Genomic DNA, 19,273 nt, shown 5'->3' with positions numbered 1-19,273 from the left:
AATCAGGCCCTGGGGCTAGAGCTGGTACGCCAGTTCCAGCTTCTGTTGCAGGCGCTGGGCCTGGCGGAAAGATTCGCGGAGTATTCGGCGGTCCAGCGGGTTCAGGTCATCTGGATCAATGTAGTTGGTTAGCGGTTCTTTGTTTTCCAGCATTTCATTGTGTGCCCGCATACGGATGGCCTGTATCAGGCTGTAGGCTTCTTTCCAGGCATTGGCATCTTTTGGGTCGAAAACACCTTTGCGAGCCAGTTCATCCATCCGCTCCAGGGTATTCGCAGCCCCTACACCGTTAGCCAGGGCGAACACCCGCACGGCTTCGACGAAGGGTGCCAGGCCCTGACGCTTCAGATCCAGCGCGTGTTTTTTACCATCGTTGACATAGCGAAAGCTGCGGAACATGGTCAGTGGTGGCTTACGGGTAAAGGCGTTGCCCGCCAGCATTTTCTGAAATAGCGGGTTGTTGCCGATGCGCTTCAGAGCTGTCTGAAATAGTTCGTGCAACGATTCGCCGGGACCAAAAACCGCGCGCATGTCGAGGAATATAGACGAATACACCAGGTTCTGCGGTGTCGAAGCATCAATAAAGCGCACGAACCAGTCGTCCCATTCGGCGCCGCTCAAACACAGTTTCGGGTTGCTGGCCATAATATTGCCCTTACACAAGGTGAACCCACATTCCGCCAACTCGTCGTTCACGATGCGCGCGAACGGCAGCAGTTTCTCTCGCACTTGATCTTCCGTCATACCTTCCGGCGTGGTGAACAATATGCCGTTGTCCTGATCGGTTAACAGAGTCTGCTCCTGGCGACCCTCGCTGCCGAACGCCAGCCAGGTGAACGGTATGCCGGGATCGTTTTTGGCGATGTTCAGTTCTAATACACGGCGCACGGTGACGTCGTTCAGGGTCGTAATGATTTTTACGATCTGGCCGGAATCGGCGCCGTGGGCCAACATCGAATCAACCAGGCGCGAAACATCCGCGCGCAGGCTAACCAAGGTGCGCAGGTGAGTTGCGGTGCCGATGGTGCGGGCTAGATTGACCAGGTCTACCCGCTGCAGTGCAAACAGATCCCGTTCTGACACAACGCCAATCAATCTGTTCTCGTCGTCCACCACACAAATGTGGGCAAAGTGATGCTCCGCCATCAGCATGGCGGCTGCAAAGGCATTTTCTTTTGCCAACAATGAGCAGGGGTTCGGTGTCATAACTTGCCGAATCGAAGCGCTCAGGGGGGCCTTTTCTTCGGCAATCAGTGTGCGCAAGTCGCGCAATGTGAAAATGCCCACCGGATGTCGGTTGTCGTCGGTGATCACAATACTGCCTACGCTGTTTTCGTGCATACGCGCCACAGCTTTGCGCACGGGCAAGTCGGGTGTGCACACAATGGGATTACGCAGGGCGAAGCGTTCCAGCGGCGAGTCTAAAGTAAAATTCGAACCAATCGACGCCATGGCGCCGGACTGTATGCGTTGATTCACCTGATCGAGAAGGCTGCTAACGCCGCGCAGGCAAAAGTCGCGGAACGTATCGCTTTGGGTAAACAGGCTGACAAAAGCGTCATGTTCGATGCTCAGGCAGAATGTGTCGCCCACCGATCGGTGCAGCGTGCGGGTAGACCGCTCACCCACAAGTGCGGCCAGTGGAAAGCAGTCCCCCAGGCCAATCTCGAAAGTGGTTTCGGTGCGATCGTCCCTGCTATTCAGTCTCTCGCCACGGATCCGACCCTGCTTTACAACGTAAAATTGTTTAGCAACGCCGTCGTCCGTAGACAAAACCACCTCGTCATTAGCGTAAAAACGTAGCGTAGAATGCTCCGCAAAGTGCGCTAGATGGTCTTCTTCCATATTGGAGAAAGGCGGATGGTTTTTTAGAAAAGCCATAACGGCCCGGGTATTTTGCGGGCGATTCTGGTCTTGAGAGGCTGCTGCCATAGTCGGTTTCACTTTGTCGACGACGGGTGGATTTGGTTAAAGTCTAGTGCAGGCGCCGCCGGATTACTTTATGGCATCGCAGGCCAGTGGTAAAGTTCACCGCATTAGGAACCATTGATAATATTGTCATGACTACCAAAGAAGATCGACTGCGTTTTCTCGCTGAAATGGGCGATGTGAAACGTATAAAACGGCCAAACAAAGCCGATGTTGTTGTGCCTCGCGAGCTGACCCCGGGCCACCTGGAGCGCCAGCGGGCGGCCATCGCGTTGCCGCTGAAAGACACTAATCCGCTCACGGCGGACATGGTTGAGCCTTTGACCGCTCAGGACATTCTGAGCTGGAAACGCCCCGGCGTTCAGAACGGCGTGTTTCGCAAACTGCGTCTGGGTTACTACCCTAGCGAAGCCAAGCTGGACTTGCACGGGATGACGGTAGACGAAGCCCGGCGCCAGGTGTTTGGCTTTGTTAATGACTGCATGCGCTATGATCTGCGCACGGCAACGATTCTACACGGTAAAGGCGAACGCAACCGCGACGGTATCGCTTGGCTTAAAAGTTACCTTGCCAAGTGGTTACCGGAATTGGAGCCGGTGCTGGCGTTTCATACAACACAAAAGCACCACGGCAGTACCGGCGCCATTTACGTTATGATCCGCAAAAGTGATCGCGAAAAACAGAATAATAGGGAAGCTCACGGCCGGCGCGATTAAGCGTCGCCGATGGCAACCTCAACTATAAACCGGAGAAGTGTATGGCCTATCTGCTGACAAAAAAAACCGCTTTGATCATCGTTTCGCTGATCGCCTTGGCGGGCTGCAAAGATCGCGTAATCTGGGAAGATAACGGCGCTATAGAAAAAACCACCGAAAATCGGGAAATCTGGGACACCAACGGCAAAATGGGTAATGGCGATCGCCCGATTTGGGTTAATAAAGACGGCGAAAAAGTCGTAAAGTAATGAAAATACCCCGGGCCTTTGGAGTAGCGGGCAAAAGCTCGATCAGGGCTTCTCTAACGGTGCTCGCAGCAATATTGCTCGCTGCTTGCAATCCGTTTGATGAAGTGCGGCCCATGATGGACGAATACGTTGAGCGCCTGGGCCGTGTGTTGGAGACCGACCCTCAGTTCAGCGAGCTGGCCCCAGCCCCTATTTTGCCGCGCCGCCGTGAACGGGTTCTGGACATGCCCGAGCTGGAACTCGGAATGTTGGACTTTCTGTCGCTCTACGGCTGTGATCTGCAATTTGTGGTTGGTGAGAAAAATTCCATCATGGGCAAGGTTATGCAGCCGCTGAACCGTTTGCGGTACGAACTGCGTTTCATCGCCAGCGCTGGAAAATGCCTGCAAAGCAGCATTGATGATGGGGATGAAGAGCTGCAGGACACGTTGCGGCAAGCCATAAGTAGTAAACGCGAGAATCTGCCTATTGCGCTTTGGAACGCAACCTGGGGTGTCGAGGAGGTCGAGAATCTGTTTACCACCAGTAAGGGATTTTATCCGGTGATTGCCGAGAATCCGCTGTCGGACCTTGCCCGTGAAGCCGCCCAGTTAGAGCGCGCGGCGCGGAGTCTTCTTAATGGCGAATTGGAGCAGAATCTGGACTTTGCCGGGGCCGTGCAACAGCGTTGGCAGGCCGAGTATCACGCCGGCCAGTTAATCAACAGTGCCCTGTTGGTGGCGGCGCGACTGAATGACGGTACAGAGGTGATTGAACGCCGGTTGGCACAGCGCCCCTTGTGCTTGAATGGCAATCCCAACAATCAGTCCACCATCGTGCAGGGTATGTTTTTCAGTATTTACATCGGCAAGGTGCAGCCGTATCTGGCGGATCTGCGCCGTGCCCGCATCGAACTGCTGGAGCCGTTGGCGCAGCTAGCGCAGATTCAAACCGCCGTGATGCCGCAGAGTTTTCAGCGCTGGCAGGCGCGCGCCTTGCCCGCCGACGCCGGTGTTGAGAGTGTTCATGCTGAGAGTGCCGGTGTTGAGAGTGCTGATGTTGAGAGTGTCAATGCTGAAAGTGCAAACGTGTGGGGTGATCTGGATAAGGCCGTGGCCGACCATACCCTCGGCTGGCAGCAGCTTTTGGAACAGTGCGGCTTGCGCCCGGGTGCGTAGCGCGTGTTGATTAACAAACAGTACTTAGCAGAATGCGCTTAACACACAGCGCCTAACGCTGGCTTTATCTACTGAACTGGCAAGCTGATAGAACTCCTGGGTATGACGGCGTAAGTCCTCGGGAATGTCGCCGCTGCTAACCAAAGCCGTGCAAATATCCCGCAGGGTCAGCGCCGCTCTCGCCGGCGCCTGCGGTACCTTGGTTTGCGGTACTCTGGCTTTCGGTATTCCGGCCTGCTGTACTTTGGTCGGCGGGTGTTTGTCACAGGGACGCACTGAAGCCGTAGGCTGGGCGTCCGTTGCAGTCATCGGAAGGGAAAAACGTGTCGTGTCAGTAACACTCAGGCCGTCTCGGGCCGATTTGCCTTAAGATGAATCATCGCCACAGTAAACAGCAAGAAGGTTAGCACGGTTGTAATAACCGGCCCGATAGCGCCCTCACTGAGCCAGGCTGACACCACGCCTTGGGTGAAATAGAAAATGATAACAAAGGACAGCCAGATATAAGCGCGACTGTTGCCGCGATACACCGGCACAATAAAACCTACCAGAGGTAACAGTTTTACTGCCAGTACCATGGTGATGGAGACGCCTTCCTCCGGCCCCGGGACAAAAGTGGTCACCACTAGGGTAATGATAGTGGCCAGATAGAGTGCCAGAGTAATACGTGCCGTTATGAGTGCTTTTGGGTTACGCAACATGTCAGAAATCCGCAATTGTTTAAGATGATTCCGCGACAGCGGATTAGTCGGCTAGCTTCAACGCCAGACGAGCCAGGCGCTCGCCAAACGCTTGACAAAGGATCTGTTCGTGTTCACTCAGTGGCAGCTGTTCGCCGGTGCCGGCGAAATGGCTAGGACCATAGGGTGTGCCGCCGGTCGTGGTAGCACCCAGCGCTGGTTCGCTGTAGGGCAGGCCGCACAGCACCATGCCATGGTGGAGCAATGGCAGCATCATCGATAGCAATGTGGTCTCCTGGCCGCCATGGAGGCTGCCGGTTGACGTAAAGGCTCCGGCGGGCTTGCCAGCCAAGGTGCCGGCGAGCCACAAATCGCCGGTAGTATCCAGGAAGTGCTTCAACGGCGCGGCCATATTGCCAAAGCGAGTAGGGCTGCCAATGGCCAAACCAGAGCAGGCAGCCAAATCATCCTTACTAACATAGGGTGCGCCTTCATCGGGCACCGGCGGCAATGCGCTGGTGGTTTCTGGTGCCACCTGTGGCACGCTGCGAATTCGCGCCTGCATACCGGTCACCCGGGCAACGCCGCGGGCAATGCGATTGGCCATGTCGGCGGTTTGGCCGGTGCGGCTGTAATACAGAATCAGCACGTAGGGAGCCGGTGCGGTCATGGCAAAAATCCTCAAAATGTCAGCTTGGTAAAATTTATTTACAGAATAGCCAGTACGTTTTCCGGAGGCCGGCCGATGACCGCTTTGCCATTTGCCTGCACAATAGGGCGTTCAATCAGGCGCGGGTTTGCCACCATTGCCGCAATCAGCTGCTGCCGGCTAAGGTCGGCGTTGTCCAGTGCCAGCTGTTTGTATTCTGGTTCTTTACGGCGCATCAATTGCCGTGGTTCCAGCCCAAGCTGTTGCAAAATAATGTCCAACTCTGGCGCTGTCGGCGGCGTATCCAGATAACGTATAATGTCAGGCGTGATGCCTCGGCCCGTTAGTAGCTCCAGAGCCTGGCGGGATTTTGAACAGCGGGGATTGTGGAAAATCCGGGTGGGTTCTGTCATCTTCTCGCCTGATTATGGGTGCGTGGTTGTAGGTGCGTAATAATAGATGCGTGGCGTGCGAATGTGAATTCGTAGGCGTGGAGTTTAACAGGAGGACTTTGCTTGCAATACCCTGTGACCGGTTTTGCCCTTAATACCAGCCGCCTGGCGGCTATTGGATGTTTGTTTGCCGCGATGGTTGCGCTGGCGGGTTGTAGCAAGATTGAGCTGGAGCGCAATGAAGGCGCGCCACTTGTGTGGAGCGATCTGCGCGGGCAATGGGTATTGGTGAATTACTGGGCCGAGTGGTGTAAGCCCTGCCTGAAGGAAATTCCCGAACTGAATGCCTTGAGCCAGAACCCGGCTATCACTGTGCTAGGCGTTAACTTTGATGGTATCAGCGGTGCCGAACTGCGCCAGCTGGGCGAGCGCATGGCTATTGGCTTTGATCTGCTGAACCAGGACCCGGGCCCGCAGTTTGGCTGGCAAACGCCGATTGCATTGCCGGCTACGCTGGTTATAAACCCGCAGGGCGAATTACAGCAGGTGCTGTTTGGCGAGCAGACCCAGGCCAGTATTCGCGCCGCCATCGGCCTGTGAATGGCCGCTGATAGCGACCAGTTTTATGTGTGTTATTCGTATTTCCGCTTTAATCAGGATTATCTGCAATGACTGCCCAGACCTTTGTACATCTTCGCATTCACTCTGAACATTCCTTGGTGGATGGCTTGGTACGGGTAAAGCCGTTGATCAAACGTGTGGTGGAGCTGGGTATGCCTGCCGTTGGGCTCACCGAACAGTCCAATATGTTCTCGCTGGTACGATTTTATAAAGCCGCGCTTGGCGCTGGGGTGAAACCCATTATTGGCGCCGATTTGTGGTTCGAAAACCCGGACGAGCCAGAGAGCCCTTTTCGCACAACCCTGCTGGCCAGTAATAACGACGGTTACCTGAACCTGACCGAAATTGTTTCGCTGGGTTATACCGAAGGCCAGCGTTTTGGCAAGCCCATCATTAAGCGCGAATGGCTGGAAGCCCGCAGCCAGGGCCTGATTATGCTCTCGGGTGGCAAAATGGGCGATGTCGCCAAGGCCATGCTGTCAGACAAACCCAAGCTCGCCCGCGAACGGGCCTGCTATTGGCGTGACCTTTACCCCGGCAGTTTTTATCTGGAGCTTCAGCGTACTGGCCGTGCAGGTGATGAAGATTGCTTGCACCTGAATGTGGCGTTGGCGGCCGAATTAGGTTTGCCAGTGGTGGCCACCAACGATGTCCACTTTATTTATGCGGAAGACTTCGAGGCCCACGAAGCGCGGGTATGCATTGGCGAAAGCCGCACGCTGGACGATCCGCGCCGCGACCGCCGCTTTAGTGACCAACAGCACCTGCGCAGCGCTGAAGAAATGATCGAGCTGTTTGCCGACATTCCCGAAGCCGTGGAAAACACCCTAGCCATCGCCCGGCGCTGCTCGGTCACCGTGCGCATGGGCGAATACTTTCTGCCCAACTACCCCGTGCCTGAAGGCATGACCATGAACGACTACTTTCGCCGTGTGTCGGAAGAAGGGTTGGAAGATCGTCTGGCCAAAACTCTGCCCAAAGACGATCCGGATTATGACAGCAAGCGCCAAGCCTATTACGACCGGCTGAAATTTGAACTGGATATCATCATCCAGATGGGTTTTCCCGGCTACTTTCTGATCGTGATGGACTTTATCAAGTGGGCAAAGAACAACGGCGTGCCGGTAGGGCCGGGCCGTGGTTCCGGTGCCGGCTCCCTGGTGGCCTACGCTCAGTTGATTACGGACTTGGACCCGCTGCAATACGATCTGCTGTTCGAACGCTTTTTGAACCCCGAACGGGTCTCCATGCCCGACTTCGACGTCGACTTCTGTATGGAAGGCCGCGATCGGGTAATCGCCTATGTGGCCGAAAAATACGGTCGCGAAGCGGTATCGCAGATAATTACGTTCGGTACCATGGCCGCCAAAGCCGTGGTGCGTGACGTAGCGAGGGTGCAGGGCAAGTCTTACGGGCTGGCGGACAAACTGTCCAAAATGATCCCGTTTGAAGTGGGTATGACCCTGGCCAAGGCCGTAGAGCAGGAACCGTCACTCAAAGAGTTTCTGGCGCAGGATGAAGAAGCCCAGGAAATCTGGGAAATGGCGATTAAGCTTGAAGGCGTGTGCCGTAACGCTGGTAAACACGCCGGCGGGGTGGTGATTGCACCCACCAAGATCACCGACTTTTCGCCGCTGTATTGCGACGACGACGGCGGCAGCCTGGTAACCCAGTTCGACAAAAACGATGTGGAAGACGCCGGCCTGGTGAAGTTCGACTTCCTCGGCCTGCGCACGCTGACCATCATCGATTGGGCGCTGAAAATGATCAATCCGCGGCGGGAAAAACGCGGGTTAAAGCCGTTGGACATCAGCGAAATTCCGCTGGACGACCCGGCTTCGTTCGTGATGCTGAAAAAGGCCGAAACCACCGCCGTGTTCCAGCTGGAATCCCGCGGTATGAAAGACCTGATCCGGCGCCTGCAACCGGATTCCCTGGAAGATATGATCGCCCTGGTGGCGCTGTTCCGCCCGGGCCCCTTGCAGTCAGGCATGGTAGACGACTTTATTGACCGAAAGCATGGCAAGCAGCCGATGTCTTTCCCGCACCCGGATTATCAGTATGAAGGCCTGAAGCCGGTATTGGAGCCCACCTACGGCGTTATCCTGTACCAGGAACAGGTTATGCAGATCGCCCAGGTAATGGGGGGTTACAGTCTGGGTAACGCGGACATGCTGCGCCGCGCAATGGGTAAGAAAAAACCCGAAGAAATGGCCAAGCAGAAGCAGTTTTTTCTGGATGGCTGTGCTGGCAATAATATTGATAAGGCCTTGGCGGAAAACATCTTCGACCTGGTGGAAAAGTTTGCCGGTTACGGCTTCAACAAATCCCACTCCGCCGCTTATGCGCTGGTGTCTTACCAAACCCTTTGGCTAAAGGCTCACTACACCGCCGAGTTTATGGCTGCCGTGCTCACCGCCGATATGCAGAACACCGACAAGGTGGTTACGCTGGTGGAAGAGTGCCGTAGCTTGAAGCTGGATTTGGTTCTGCCGGATGTAAGTACCTCGGAATACGCCTTCACCGCCAATGACGATGGCCAGGTGGTGTATGGCCTGGGTGCAATCAAAGGCCTTGGCGAAGGCCCCATTGACAGCATTGTTACGGCGCGCAAAGAAAATGGGCCGTTCACCGACCTGTTCGACTTTTGCCGCCGGGTTGATCTGAAAAAGGTCAACAAACGCGCGTTGGAAGCGATGATTCGCGCTGGCGCTATGGACAAGTTAGGCGCCGGCCGCGCCCAGCTGATGGCCAGTATCGAAAAAGCCATACTGCAAGCAGGCCAGCAGTCGCGTAATGAAGCCGCCGGCATGGTGGACATGTTTGGCGATATGCTGGAAACCGCCGCTGACGTAGACGCCTACACCGATGTTGCCGATATTCGTGAGTGGCCGGAAAAGAAACGTCTTAAGGGTGAAAAAGACACGCTTGGGCTATACCTGACAGGCCATCCGTTTGATGAATACGAGCGCGAGGTTCGGCGCTTCGTGCGCTCCTCCATCGCCGACCTGAAACCCAATAAATCGCCACAACGGGTAGCCGGGCTGGTGGTGGCGCAGCGCACCATGAAAACGCGCACCGGTTCCACCATGTGCTTTATTACCCTGGATGATCGCAGTGGGCGCATCGAAGCGACGCTTTTTTCCGAAGCGTTTTTTGAAAACCGCGAGCTGCTGCAGTCAGATCAGGTGATTGTAGTGGAAGGTCAGGTCAGCCACGATGACTACTCTGGGCAAATGAAGATGCGGGTTAATTCGGTGATGGATGTAGCCAGCGCCCGCCAGCAATTCAGCCGCGGTTTGCAGCTGAAACTGAATGAAAGCCAGCTTGGCAATGGCCTGCTGGACTCACTGGAACAATTGCTGGCGCCGCATCGCTGCGAAGGCAGTCCAGTGTGGATTGAGTACACCAGTCCGGCCGCCAGCACTCGTATTGAGCTGGGTTCATCCTGGCGGGTAGAGCCCAACGATAGCCTGTTGCTGGAGCTGAAATACCTGGTGGGCGACCATAGCGTGGAACTGGTCTATGATTAAAGGCAATACTTATTTGTTTGCTGCGCTGGCCGAGGCGGGCGTGGCATCGGAAAGATTACCATTTTGTCAGTTAGGCGCAGTCAGACCAATGTCCGCTTTAGGCTCGGCGATTGCGCTGTTATCTTTGACACAAATTCTGGCCTGGTAGCTGCGGCTGCCACGAATTCAAATGATGGAACATCATGAACCCTAATTATCTCGATTTCGAACAGCCCATTGCCGATCTGGAAGCCAAAATCGAAGAGCTTCGGATGGTGGGCAACGACACCGACATCAATATCACCGATGAAATTGCCCGGCTCAAGAAAAAGAGCGTGAGCCTGACGGAGAGTATTTTCTCTAACCTTGAGCCGTGGGATGTTACGCGTTTGGCGCGGCATCCGCGCAGGCCTTACACGCTCGATTACATTGAGATGTTGTTTGACGATTTCGATGAGTTGCACGGTGACCGGCGTTACGCCGACGACTATTCGATGGTGGGTGGCACAGCCCGTATTAATGATAGGCCGGTCATGGTGCTTGGCCACCAGAAAGGCCGTGAAGTGCGCGAAAAAGTGAAGCGCAACTTTGGTATGCCGCGCCCGGAAGGTTACCGTAAAGCCTTGCGGCTGATGGAAATGGCCGAGCGTTTCAAAATGCCGATTCTGACCTTTATCGACACCCCGGGCGCTTATCCTGGTATCGGTGCGGAAGAGCGCGGGCAGAGTGAAGCCATTGCGTTCAACCTGGCGGTTATGTCGCGTTTGAAAACGCCAATAATCTCCACCATCATCGGCGAGGGCGGTTCAGGCGGTGCACTGGCTATTGGTGTGTGCGATCAGCTGAACATGCTGCAGTATTCCACCTACGCGGTTATTTCCCCGGAAGGTTGTGCGTCCATTTTGTGGAAAAGCGCAGACTACGCATCGGAAGCCGCCGCAGCCATGGGCGTAACGGCAGATCGCCTGAAAGATCTGGGCCTGGCGGATAACGTGATCAAAGAACCCTTGGGTGGCGCTCACCGTAAGCCTCAAGATATGGCCAATTCGCTTAAGGCGACGCTAACGGAAGGTCTAGCCGAGTTGACCCGCTTGCCTCTGGACGAACTGGTTGCAAGGCGCTATGAGCGCCTGACCCACTATGACAGCGGACGTTAGCCACAGCGCCCCAGCCTGGCCATCGCCGCTGCGCGATCTGGCCAGGCAGCTTCCCCAGCATGACCGTCTGTGTATCGCCTTTAGTGGCGGTCTGGATTCTTCTTTACTGTTGCATCTGTTCGCGGCGATTACGCCGGCCTCCATTGCCTTATCTGCGCTCCACATCAATCACCAGTTACAGCCTAATGCTGCAGAGGTGGACGCCTTTTGCCGCGATGTCTGCGCGCGCTTGAGCGTGCCCCTGCGCGTCGTATCCGTGACGGTGCCAGTCAAAGCAGAAGGTGTCGGGGGCCTGGAGCAGGCTGCGCGCGCAGCTCGCTACGGTGTATTTGAGCAATATTTGCGTGCCGATGAGCTGTTATTGCTGGCCCACCACGGCGACGATCAACTGGAAACCGTATTGTTCCGTCTTTTTCGCGGCAGTGGCGTGGCGGGTCTGGCAGGCATGCCATTCACCCGTGCCCTATGTGCACGTGCTCTGGCGCGACCGTTGCTTGAGTTTTCCCGTGCTCAGCTGGAAGCTTGGGCCGAGGGCGCCGGGCTGCCGTGGATGGAAGACCCCAGCAACAGCGACCAACGTTTTGATCGCAATTACCTGCGCAATAGCGTGATCCACCGCTAAAAAGCCGCTGGCCATCGTTCATACGGCGTGTAGAGGCATCAGCCCGCGGCTGTGCCGACAGCCATACGCTAAACCAAAAGCTGGCGCAGCTTCAGTGGCATGCCTGCGATGGGGTCTATCAGCACAGCCAGCCATATTCGCTGGACCAGCGTGCGTTTGCTGAACTGTCGCCCCCGGAACAGGGCAACCTGCTGCGCTGGTGGTGCCAGTCTTGCGGCTTACCTGCGCCTGTGTCCGCAGACTGGCAGCGGACCTTGGCAGGGTTAATGGATGCTGCTGCAGATCGTGAGCCGGAACTGTTGGGGCAGGGCTATAGCGTTCGACGCTTTCAGCACAGACTGTATCTTGTGGCAGCGCAAAACCCCTTGCCGGAAGGCTCGCAGTCGGTTTTACCGCAGCAGACGCTGCGCTGGGGAGAGTGGACATTGGCGTTGGCCTGGCAAAGTAACGACCACAATCAAGGCAACGATCAGCAAATCGGGCCGCCGCCAATACGGGTATCTACGAGGCAGGGCGGTGAACGCATCCGCTTTCACCCTGACGGTCCGGCAAAAGTCGTGAAAAAATGGCTGCAGGAACAGGCCGTGCCACCTTGGGAAAGAGCCCGTTTGCCCTTGGTTTTTGCGGGCTGCGGCGCTGCCGAGGAGTTAATTGCGGTGGGCTTTTTATGGTGTTCGGAAAAATACAGTGGAAGCGCTCCTCCAAGTGGCTGGCGGCTGATTGTGGGGCGGGATTGTGATTGAGCAGGTTGGGGCTTTCTGGTAGTCTGATCTCCCATCTTGAGATGACAATCTCCCCCCTCCACAGAACCTGACAATCATGGAATCTGAATGACGCGTTATATTTTCGTCACCGGCGGTGTTGTGTCCTCACTTGGGAAAGGAATCGCATCGGCCTCTCTGGCTGCGATTCTTGAGGCACGCGGCCTGAAGGTAACTATCCTCAAGCTGGACCCGTACATTAATGTAGACCCGGGAACAATGAGCCCGTTCCAACACGGTGAAGTGTTTGTCACCGACGACGGCGCCGAAACCGATCTCGACCTGGGCCATTACGAGCGCTTTATTCGCACCCCGATGACCCGCCGGAACAACTTCACTGCCGGTCGCGTTTACGAAGAAGTGATTCGTAAAGAACGCCGTGGCGATTATCTTGGTGGCACTGTGCAGGTTATTCCCCACATTACCGATGAAATCAAACGCCGTGTCATTGAAGGCGCCGCAGGCGTAGACGTGGCTCTGGTTGAAGTAGGCGGCACCGTAGGCGACATCGAATCCTTGCCGTTTTTGGAGGCCTGTCGGCAACTGAAAGTGGAAGTAGGCTCCAGCCGCGCTTTGTTTATGCACCTTACCCTGGTGCCCTACATTGCCACGGCTGGCGAAATAAAAACCAAACCGACCCAACACTCGGTGAAGGAAATGCGCTCCATCGGCCTGCAGCCAGACATTCTGCTGTGCCGCTCCGATCACGAAGTGGATGCCAGTTCGCGACGCAAAATCGCTCTGTTTACCAACGTTGAAGAGCGTGCGGTTATTCCTATGCGCGATGCCAAGTCGATTTATGTCATCCCGCGTATGCTGCACGACCATGGCCTGGACCAGCTAGTGATCGAGCATTTCAACCTGGATGCCCGCGAAGCCGACCTAAGCGAATGGGACAACGTGGTTGAATCCCTGATGAATCCGCAGCACGAAGTGACCATTGCCATGGTTGGCAAATACATGGAGCTGCTGGAAGCCTACAAATCGCTGATTGAATCCCTGCTACACGCCGGAATCAAAACCCGCACCAAGGTTAATATTAACTACATCGACTCGGAAGATATTGAGCGCGACGGCACCGGTGTCCTGGAAAATGTTGATGCTATTTTGGTGCCTGGCGGTTTTGGCGAACGCGGTGTGGAAGGTAAAATCCGTACCGTACAGTACGCCCGCGAGAATAAAGTGCCTTACCTGGGTATCTGTCTGGGTATGCAGGTAGCGGTGATTGAATACGCCCGCAACATGGCTGGTCTGACAGACGCTCACAGCACCGAATTCCGTCCCCACAGCCCCGAACCGGTCGTTGGCTTGATCACCGAATGGCTGGATGCCAGTGGTGAGCGTGAAGAGCGTACCGGTGACTCCGACCTTGGCGGTACCATGCGCTTGGGGGGCCAGGATTGCGTGCTGGCCGAGGGTTCCAATATTGCTAACTGCTACGGACGCAAAACCATTCGCGAGCGTCATCGTCACCGTTACGAAGTGAACAACCACTTTCTGCCGCGCCTGGAAGAAGCCGGTCTGAAAGTGTCAGGTCGTTCTACCGATGGCAAATTGGTGGAAGTGGTAGAAGTGGAAGACCACCCCTGGTTTGTGGCGTGTCAGTTCCACCCGGAATTCACTTCTACACCCCGCGATGGCCATCCGTTGTTCAAGGGTTTTGTGGAAGCCGCCCTGGCACATCGCAAGGAGCACTGATTCATGGCACAAAGCACCGTGATCGTTGCTGATATCGAAATTGCTAATCACAAGCCGTTCGTGCTGTTTGCTGGTATGAACGTGTTGGAGTCCCGTGAGTTGGCGTTCGAGGTTGCTGAAACCTACGTAGAGGTGTGCCGTAAACTGGGCATCCCCTTCGTGTTCAAGGCCTCTTTCGATAAGGCCAACCGCTCTTCGGTAAACTCGTTCCGCGGGCCGGGGCTAGACAAAGGCCTGCAGATACTGGCGGATATCAAAGCCAGGTTCGGTGTGCCGATTATTTCCGATGTGCACGAAGCCGCCCAGGCCGCGCCTGCAGCAGAGGTGTGCGACATTATTCAGCTGCCGGCGTTCTTGAGCCGCCAGACCGATCTGGTGGTGGCCATGGCAAAAACCGGTGCGGTCATCAATATCAAGAAAGCCCAGTTTCTGGCACCGCAAGAGATGAGGCACATCATCGCCAAGTTCGAGGAAGCCGGCAACGACCAAATAATTCTGTGCGAGCGCGGCAGCAGCTTTGGTTACAACAACCTGGTGGTGGACATGCTTGGCTTCGGCATCATGAAGTCCATGAACGTGCCAGTGATGTTTGACGTAACCCATTCGCTACAAATGCCAGGTGGACGCGCTGATTCCGCCGGTGGCCGTCGTGCGCAAGTGACTGAACTGGCGCTGGCGGGTATGTCTCAGGGCCTGGCCGGTCTTTTCCTGGAAGCCCATCCAAATCCGGACGAAGCGATGTGCGACGGCCCCTGTTCGCTGCGACTGAGTCAACTGGAGCCATTCCTGGAAAGGGTGAAAGCCGTTGACGACCTGGTAAAAAGCTTCAAACCCATCGACACCGCCTAATTGGCGGTGTTTCAGTATGGGTACGAACAACGGGAGAGAGCGGAAAGCGTTTTTTGCAAAGCCGCTTCTCACTCTATCTTACACCCGATTCTGACTACAAACTCGGAGACCCTGAAGAATGACCACAATTGCCAACATCAAAGCCCGAGAAGTTCTGGATTCCCGCGGCAACCCCACCGTTGAAGCAGACGTTATTCTTAAAGATGGCACTCTTGGCCGTGCTTGTGCACCGTCTGGCGCCTCCACAGGCTCCCGCGAAGCATTGGAACTGCGTGACGGCGATGCATCTCGTTACCTGGGCAAAGGCGTGCTCAAGGCCGTTGATGCCATCAACGGCAAAATCCGCGATGCGCTGATGGGCAAAGACGCTGCCGACCAGCGTGGTCTGGATAACACCATGCTGGAGCTGGACGGTACCGAGAACAAAGCCAATCTGGGCGCCAATGCCATTCTTGCGGTGTCACTGGCCGCTGCCAAAGCTGCCGCGGCATCTTTGGGCAAACCACTGTACGAGCACATTGCCGATATCAACGGAACCTCCGGAAAGTACAGCATGCCGGTGCCAATGATGAACATTCTTAATGGCGGCGAGCACGCTGACAATAACGTCGACATACAGGAATTCATGGTGCAGCCCGTGGCCGCCAAGAGTTTCGCCGACGCTCTGCGCATTGGCGCCGAGATTTTCCACAGCCTGAAAAAAGTGCTGCAGGCCCAGGGCCTGAACACCGCAGTGGGTGACGAGGGTGGGTTTGCCCCCAACCTGCCGTCTAACGAAGCTGCACTGGCAATGATTCAGGAAGCGGTAGAGAAAGCCGGTTACAAGCTGGGCACCGACATTACCCTGGCTCTGGACTGCGCTGCCTCCGAATTCTACAAAAACGGCCAGTATTTGCTGGCTGGCGAAGGAAAGAGCTTTGACTCTGCCGGCTTTGCCGATTACCTGGCGGGCTTGGCTGAGCGCTACCCGATAGTGTCGATTGAAGACGGCATGGACGAAAGCGACTGGGACGGCTGGAAAATACTGACCGACAAAATTGGAGACAAGGTACAGCTGGTGGGCGATGACTTGTTTGTCACCAACACTAAAATCCTTAAGCGCGGTATCGACACCGGTGTGGCCAACTCCATTCTGATCAAGTTCAATCAGATTGGCAGTCTGAGCGAAACGCTGGACGCCATCAAGATGGCCCAGGACGCAGGATTTACTGCGGTGATCTCGCACCGTTCGGGTGAAACCGAAGACACCACCATCGCGGATCTGGCGGTTGCCACCTGCGCCGGCCAGATCAAGACTGGCTCTTTGTGTCGTTCTGACCGTGTAGCCAAGTACAATCAGTTGCTGCGCATTGAAGAAGCGCTGGGTGGAAAGGCGGCCTACAACGGTTTGCGTGAGATCAAAGGCCAGGGCTAAATCGTTCAGGTCGGCCCTTTTGCTGGTTGTGGAAGTGCAAAGGTCATGGTGCCAAGCTGAAAATCCAGGCACTATGGCCTTTTTTAACAGTCAGTTAGCGGCATTTGTTATTCCGCTTTATAAAGGTCTATACTATTGCTGATGGATGTTTTATAAGCATTGGACGCCAACCGTACAATCAACGCTCATTGGCAACCCGGAAACTGTTATGGCCGAGCCGTCTCCAAGCGCTTTTTTTTCGCCCATCAAACTTATCTGGGCCTTCATTATTGTGCTGGTTTTGCTACTGCAGGTACGCTTGTGGATCGGTGAGGGCAGTTTTGCCCAAGTTTGGGCGCTGGAACAGGCCATCGCAGAGCAGCAACAGGGCAATGACACGCTGGCGACCCGTAACGAGCGGTTGTACGCCGAAGTACGTAACCTGCGCAATGAACAGGGTGCAGTGGAAGAACGTGCGCGTATCGATCTGGGATTGATTCGTAATGATGAAACCTTCTTTTTGGTGGTCGACCAATAACCTCAGCTTCCTGCTCCACAACCACGGCGCCCCAGCCCATGCCTGAAGCTTCTCTTTGGCTGATTGTTCCCGCTGCAGGTGTTGGTCAGCGCATGGCGGCTGAGTGCCCAAAACAGTATCTGCGTGTTAATAGTGAATACATATTGGATATAACCCTGCGGCGTTTGCTGGCTGCGTTGCCGGCGGCAGGGTGTATAGTGCCATTAAGCTCCACCGACATTTGGTGGGCCAGCACGAACGCAAGTTCTGACAGCCGAATTGCAACTTGCGCCGGCGGTAACGAGCGTGCCAATTCGGTACTGAATGCGTTGCAGGCATTAGCGCCAAAGGCCAAAAATGAAGACTGGGTATTGGTACATGACGCGGCTCGCCCTTGTGTGGCGTCTGACGATCTTAAACGGCTGTTAGAAAAAGTGGGTGCCCACAGTGTGGGTGGCCTGCTAGCTTCACCGGTCACTGACACCCTCAAAATGGCAAGCCCCCAAGCGCCGGATACGGTTACATCAACCGTTGACCGCCGCTATCTGTGGCGCGCGCTAACCCCGCAAGTGTTCCGCTACGGTCTGTTGCGTGACGCCTTACAAAGGGCTTTAAATCAAGGTTTTGCAATAACCGACGAGGCCTCGGCGATGGAACAGGCTGGCCACAGGCCGCTGTTGGTGGAAGGGCGGCCGGATAATATCAAAATCACCGTGCCTGCGGATTTGGCGTTGGCCGGCTTCATTCTTGGCCAGTTGTAATGTGGTCATCTGAACGGAATTAGTATGCGAATTGGTCAGGGCTTTGATGTTCACGCTTTTTGTGAAGGCGACAGGATTATTCTGGGGGGTGTCAGTATTCCCTATAGTTGTGGTTTGAAGGCTCATTCTGACGGCGATGTGCTGCTGCACGCGTTGGCGGATGCGCTGCTTGGCGCTCTTGCGCTGGGTGATATTGGCCACCTGTTCCCGGACACCAGCGCCGACTGGGCCGGTGCGGACAGTCGTGATCTGCTGCGTCGCGTCATGCAGCGGGTTCAGGAACTGAATTACAGCGTGGTGAATGTGGATGTCACCATCATCGCCCAGGCGCCCAAAATGGCGCCTCACATCAACGCCATGCGCGTGAATATTGCACAGGACCTGAACATGACCGCCAGTCAGGTCAGTGTGAAAGCCACCACCAGCGAACAGCTGGGCTTCACCGGCCGCGGGGAGGGCATTGCCTGCCAGGCGATTTGCCTGCTGCAAGCGCAAAACTCATGAACGATACTCAAAACGGCACTCGAAACGACACTTCAGATCCGGCGCAAGGCCATAACTGGCGCCTGCAATGGCCATCATCTACCGGCAAGTGCGTGGCCAGTGCCAATTTTAAACACTGTGCAAACGACTTCCAGGTTAGTGAAGTTCTGGACAAGGCCAACATTCAGGGCGAAAATGGCAGCGGAAACGCCGGCGAACACCTATGCTTGCGGTTGCAAAAAACCGGCGATAATACCGAATATGTCGCCCGTGAGCTGGCAGCGATGGCCGATTTACGCCCCTTTGACGTGAGCTTTTGCGGCCTCAAAGATCGCCATGCCGTGACATGGCAGTGGTTCAGTCTTTATCGCCCTGGCCAGAATGACAGCGATGCAGATTTTATCGCCAGCGTCAGCGAATACTGGCCAGTAACAGACAGTTGTCGCAGCGCGAGCAAGTTGCGCCGCGGTGATCACAGCGGTAATCGCTTTCGTATTATTCTGCGCAATGTGGCTGGCGAGCAAGGCGCTATTGATCAGGCACTAGAGCGTTTGGCACAGTCCGGCGTGCCCAATTATTTTGGTCCCCAGCGCTTTGGCCATAACGGCGCCAATCTAGACAATGCGTTGTTGTTGAATCCGCGCTCGTTGAATCGTCCCGCCAAGGGCCGTGGCAAAGGCCGGGGTCGTGGCGGCCGTAGCAGTCAGGATTCGAAAAATGTATTGTATTTTTCCGCTGCCCGCTCGTGGCTGTTTAATGAAGCGCTGGCCGCGCGCGTCAACAATGGTAGCTGGTGCCAGCCCATGGCTGGCGAGCCGGATGATCAGGGGGTCACGGGCCCGCTGTGGGGTGATGGTGGTACCCGCGCGACCGGCGAACAGGAGCAGCTAGAGCGCTCGGCGGTGGCAGCCAATCCGCAGTTAGCCGCGCTCTTTGCCAGCACGCGCATGCAGCCGGAGCGCCGGCCCCTGCAGCTGGTGCCGCAAAACCTGAATTGGGAATGGCAAGACAGCGCCACACTGGCAATCGAATTTACGTTGGGCGCTGGCCAGTATGCAACAACGCTGCTGGCAGACGTTTTTGCGTTGCAGGATCTTGCCCTGAGTCGGCTTAACGAATAACAAATCT

At 55.7% G+C, this 19,273-nt stretch carries 21 protein-coding genes; 16 read left to right on the top strand and 5 right to left on the bottom strand.

Annotation, left to right across the window (positions count from 1 at the left end):
* Positions 1 to 15: 15 nt before the first annotated feature.
* Complete coding sequence (locus tag MELB17_RS15620; RefSeq protein WP_007351265.1) at positions 16 to 1,932, bottom strand: putative nucleotidyltransferase substrate binding domain-containing protein; 1,917 nt, start codon at positions 1,930 to 1,932, stop codon at positions 16 to 18.
* Between the two features lie 128 nt (positions 1,933 to 2,060).
* Here MELB17_RS15620 and smrA point away from each other — a divergent pair, with 128 nt between their 5' ends.
* From smrA to MELB17_RS15605, 3 genes are read left to right on the top strand one after another with little or no spacing between them, the layout of a single operon-like run.
* Complete coding sequence (gene smrA / locus MELB17_RS15615) at positions 2,061 to 2,645, top strand: DNA endonuclease SmrA (protein ID WP_036185067.1); 585 nt, start codon at positions 2,061 to 2,063, stop codon at positions 2,643 to 2,645.
* 41 nt (positions 2,646 to 2,686) lie between these two features.
* The gene (locus tag MELB17_RS15610; protein ID WP_007351263.1) at positions 2,687 to 2,893 is read left to right on the top strand and encodes a hypothetical protein; all 207 of its coding nucleotides are present in this window, start codon (positions 2,687 to 2,689) and stop codon (positions 2,891 to 2,893) included.
* Positions 2,893 to 4,050 (top strand): DUF3080 domain-containing protein, encoded by a 1,158-nt coding sequence (locus MELB17_RS15605; protein WP_007351262.1) that lies wholly within the window; start codon positions 2,893 to 2,895, stop codon positions 4,048 to 4,050. The genes MELB17_RS15610 and MELB17_RS15605 overlap by 1 nt, the downstream gene beginning before the upstream one ends.
* A 24-nt stretch (positions 4,051 to 4,074) precedes the next feature.
* On the opposite strand, the gene MELB17_RS15600 is transcribed toward MELB17_RS15605, so the two are convergent.
* From MELB17_RS15600 to arsC, 4 genes are read right to left on the bottom strand one after another with little or no spacing between them, the layout of a single operon-like run.
* Positions 4,075 to 4,359, bottom strand: a complete 285-nt coding sequence (locus tag MELB17_RS15600) for a hypothetical protein (RefSeq protein WP_036185047.1) — start codon at positions 4,357 to 4,359, stop codon at positions 4,075 to 4,077.
* A gap of 32 nt (positions 4,360 to 4,391) precedes the next feature.
* A complete protein-coding gene (locus tag MELB17_RS15595) occupies positions 4,392 to 4,751 on the bottom strand; it encodes a DUF2069 domain-containing protein (protein WP_007351260.1) in 360 nt (119 codons plus the stop codon).
* 43 nt (positions 4,752 to 4,794) lie between these two features.
* On the bottom strand, positions 4,795 to 5,400 hold the full coding sequence (wrbA, locus tag MELB17_RS15590; RefSeq protein WP_007351259.1) for an NAD(P)H:quinone oxidoreductase: 606 nt from the start codon (positions 5,398 to 5,400) through the stop codon (positions 4,795 to 4,797).
* A 38-nt stretch (positions 5,401 to 5,438) separates the two neighbouring features.
* Positions 5,439 to 5,792 (bottom strand): arsenate reductase (glutaredoxin), encoded by a 354-nt coding sequence (arsC, locus tag MELB17_RS15585; protein ID WP_007351258.1) that lies wholly within the window; start codon positions 5,790 to 5,792, stop codon positions 5,439 to 5,441.
* 102 nt (positions 5,793 to 5,894) lie between these two features.
* Between arsC and MELB17_RS15580 the strand changes: the two genes are divergently transcribed.
* The 13 genes from MELB17_RS15580 (at position 5,895) to truD (ending at position 19,266) form a co-directional block, all read left to right on the top strand.
* Positions 5,895 to 6,371 carry a TlpA family protein disulfide reductase gene (locus MELB17_RS15580; protein ID WP_007351257.1) on the top strand — a complete coding sequence of 159 codons (477 nt, stop codon included), beginning with the start codon at positions 5,895 to 5,897 and terminating at the stop codon, positions 6,369 to 6,371.
* Positions 6,372 to 6,439: 68 nt separating this feature from the next.
* Positions 6,440 to 9,925 (top strand): DNA polymerase III subunit alpha, encoded by a 3,486-nt coding sequence (dnaE, locus tag MELB17_RS15575; protein ID WP_007351256.1) that lies wholly within the window; start codon positions 6,440 to 6,442, stop codon positions 9,923 to 9,925.
* Positions 9,918 to 10,073, top strand: coding sequence for a hypothetical protein (locus MELB17_RS24655; RefSeq protein WP_007351255.1), 156 nt, complete (start codon positions 9,918 to 9,920; stop codon positions 10,071 to 10,073). The genes dnaE and MELB17_RS24655 overlap by 8 nt, the downstream gene beginning before the upstream one ends.
* A gap of 34 nt (positions 10,074 to 10,107) precedes the next feature.
* Positions 10,108 to 11,061, top strand: coding sequence for an acetyl-CoA carboxylase carboxyl transferase subunit alpha (accA, locus tag MELB17_RS15570; RefSeq protein WP_007351254.1), 954 nt, complete (start codon positions 10,108 to 10,110; stop codon positions 11,059 to 11,061).
* The gene (gene tilS, locus MELB17_RS25720) at positions 11,045 to 11,683 is read left to right on the top strand and encodes a tRNA lysidine(34) synthetase TilS (RefSeq protein ID WP_007351253.1); all 639 of its coding nucleotides are present in this window, start codon (positions 11,045 to 11,047) and stop codon (positions 11,681 to 11,683) included. Before accA ends, tilS (MELB17_RS25720) begins: the two co-directional genes overlap by 17 nt.
* A gap of 20 nt (positions 11,684 to 11,703) precedes the next feature.
* Positions 11,704 to 12,426 (top strand): tRNA lysidine(34) synthetase TilS, encoded by a 723-nt coding sequence (gene tilS / locus MELB17_RS25715; protein ID WP_319795888.1) that lies wholly within the window; start codon positions 11,704 to 11,706, stop codon positions 12,424 to 12,426.
* Positions 12,427 to 12,513: 87 nt separating this feature from the next.
* The gene (locus MELB17_RS15560) at positions 12,514 to 14,142 is read left to right on the top strand and encodes a CTP synthase (protein ID WP_007351251.1); all 1,629 of its coding nucleotides are present in this window, start codon (positions 12,514 to 12,516) and stop codon (positions 14,140 to 14,142) included.
* Positions 14,143 to 14,145: 3 nt separating this feature from the next.
* A complete protein-coding gene (gene kdsA / locus MELB17_RS15555; protein WP_007351250.1) occupies positions 14,146 to 14,991 on the top strand; it encodes a 3-deoxy-8-phosphooctulonate synthase in 846 nt (281 codons plus the stop codon).
* A 118-nt stretch (positions 14,992 to 15,109) separates the two neighbouring features.
* Positions 15,110 to 16,405, top strand: a complete 1,296-nt coding sequence (gene eno, locus MELB17_RS15550; protein WP_007351249.1) for a phosphopyruvate hydratase — start codon at positions 15,110 to 15,112, stop codon at positions 16,403 to 16,405.
* Positions 16,406 to 16,613: 208 nt separating this feature from the next.
* Positions 16,614 to 16,922: a septum formation initiator family protein gene (locus MELB17_RS15545; RefSeq protein ID WP_007351248.1), complete on the top strand. Its 309-nt coding sequence runs from the start codon at positions 16,614 to 16,616 to the stop codon at positions 16,920 to 16,922.
* Positions 16,923 to 16,960: 38 nt separating this feature from the next.
* Complete coding sequence (gene ispD / locus MELB17_RS15540; RefSeq protein WP_007351247.1) at positions 16,961 to 17,662, top strand: 2-C-methyl-D-erythritol 4-phosphate cytidylyltransferase; 702 nt, start codon at positions 16,961 to 16,963, stop codon at positions 17,660 to 17,662.
* A 24-nt stretch (positions 17,663 to 17,686) separates the two neighbouring features.
* Positions 17,687 to 18,166 carry a 2-C-methyl-D-erythritol 2,4-cyclodiphosphate synthase gene (gene ispF / locus MELB17_RS15535; protein WP_007351246.1) on the top strand — a complete coding sequence of 160 codons (480 nt, stop codon included), beginning with the start codon at positions 17,687 to 17,689 and terminating at the stop codon, positions 18,164 to 18,166.
* Positions 18,163 to 19,266 carry a tRNA pseudouridine(13) synthase TruD gene (gene truD / locus MELB17_RS15530; protein WP_007351245.1) on the top strand — a complete coding sequence of 368 codons (1,104 nt, stop codon included), beginning with the start codon at positions 18,163 to 18,165 and terminating at the stop codon, positions 19,264 to 19,266. Before ispF ends, truD begins: the two co-directional genes overlap by 4 nt.
* The last annotated feature ends 7 nt before the right edge of the window (positions 19,267 to 19,273 follow it).

This window comes from Marinobacter sp. ELB17, assembly GCF_000169375.1.
Lineage (GTDB): Bacteria > Pseudomonadota > Gammaproteobacteria > Pseudomonadales > Oleiphilaceae > Marinobacter.
The sequence above is the reverse complement of the archived record's forward strand: the minus strand, read 5'-3'. Positions and strand labels throughout refer to the sequence as shown.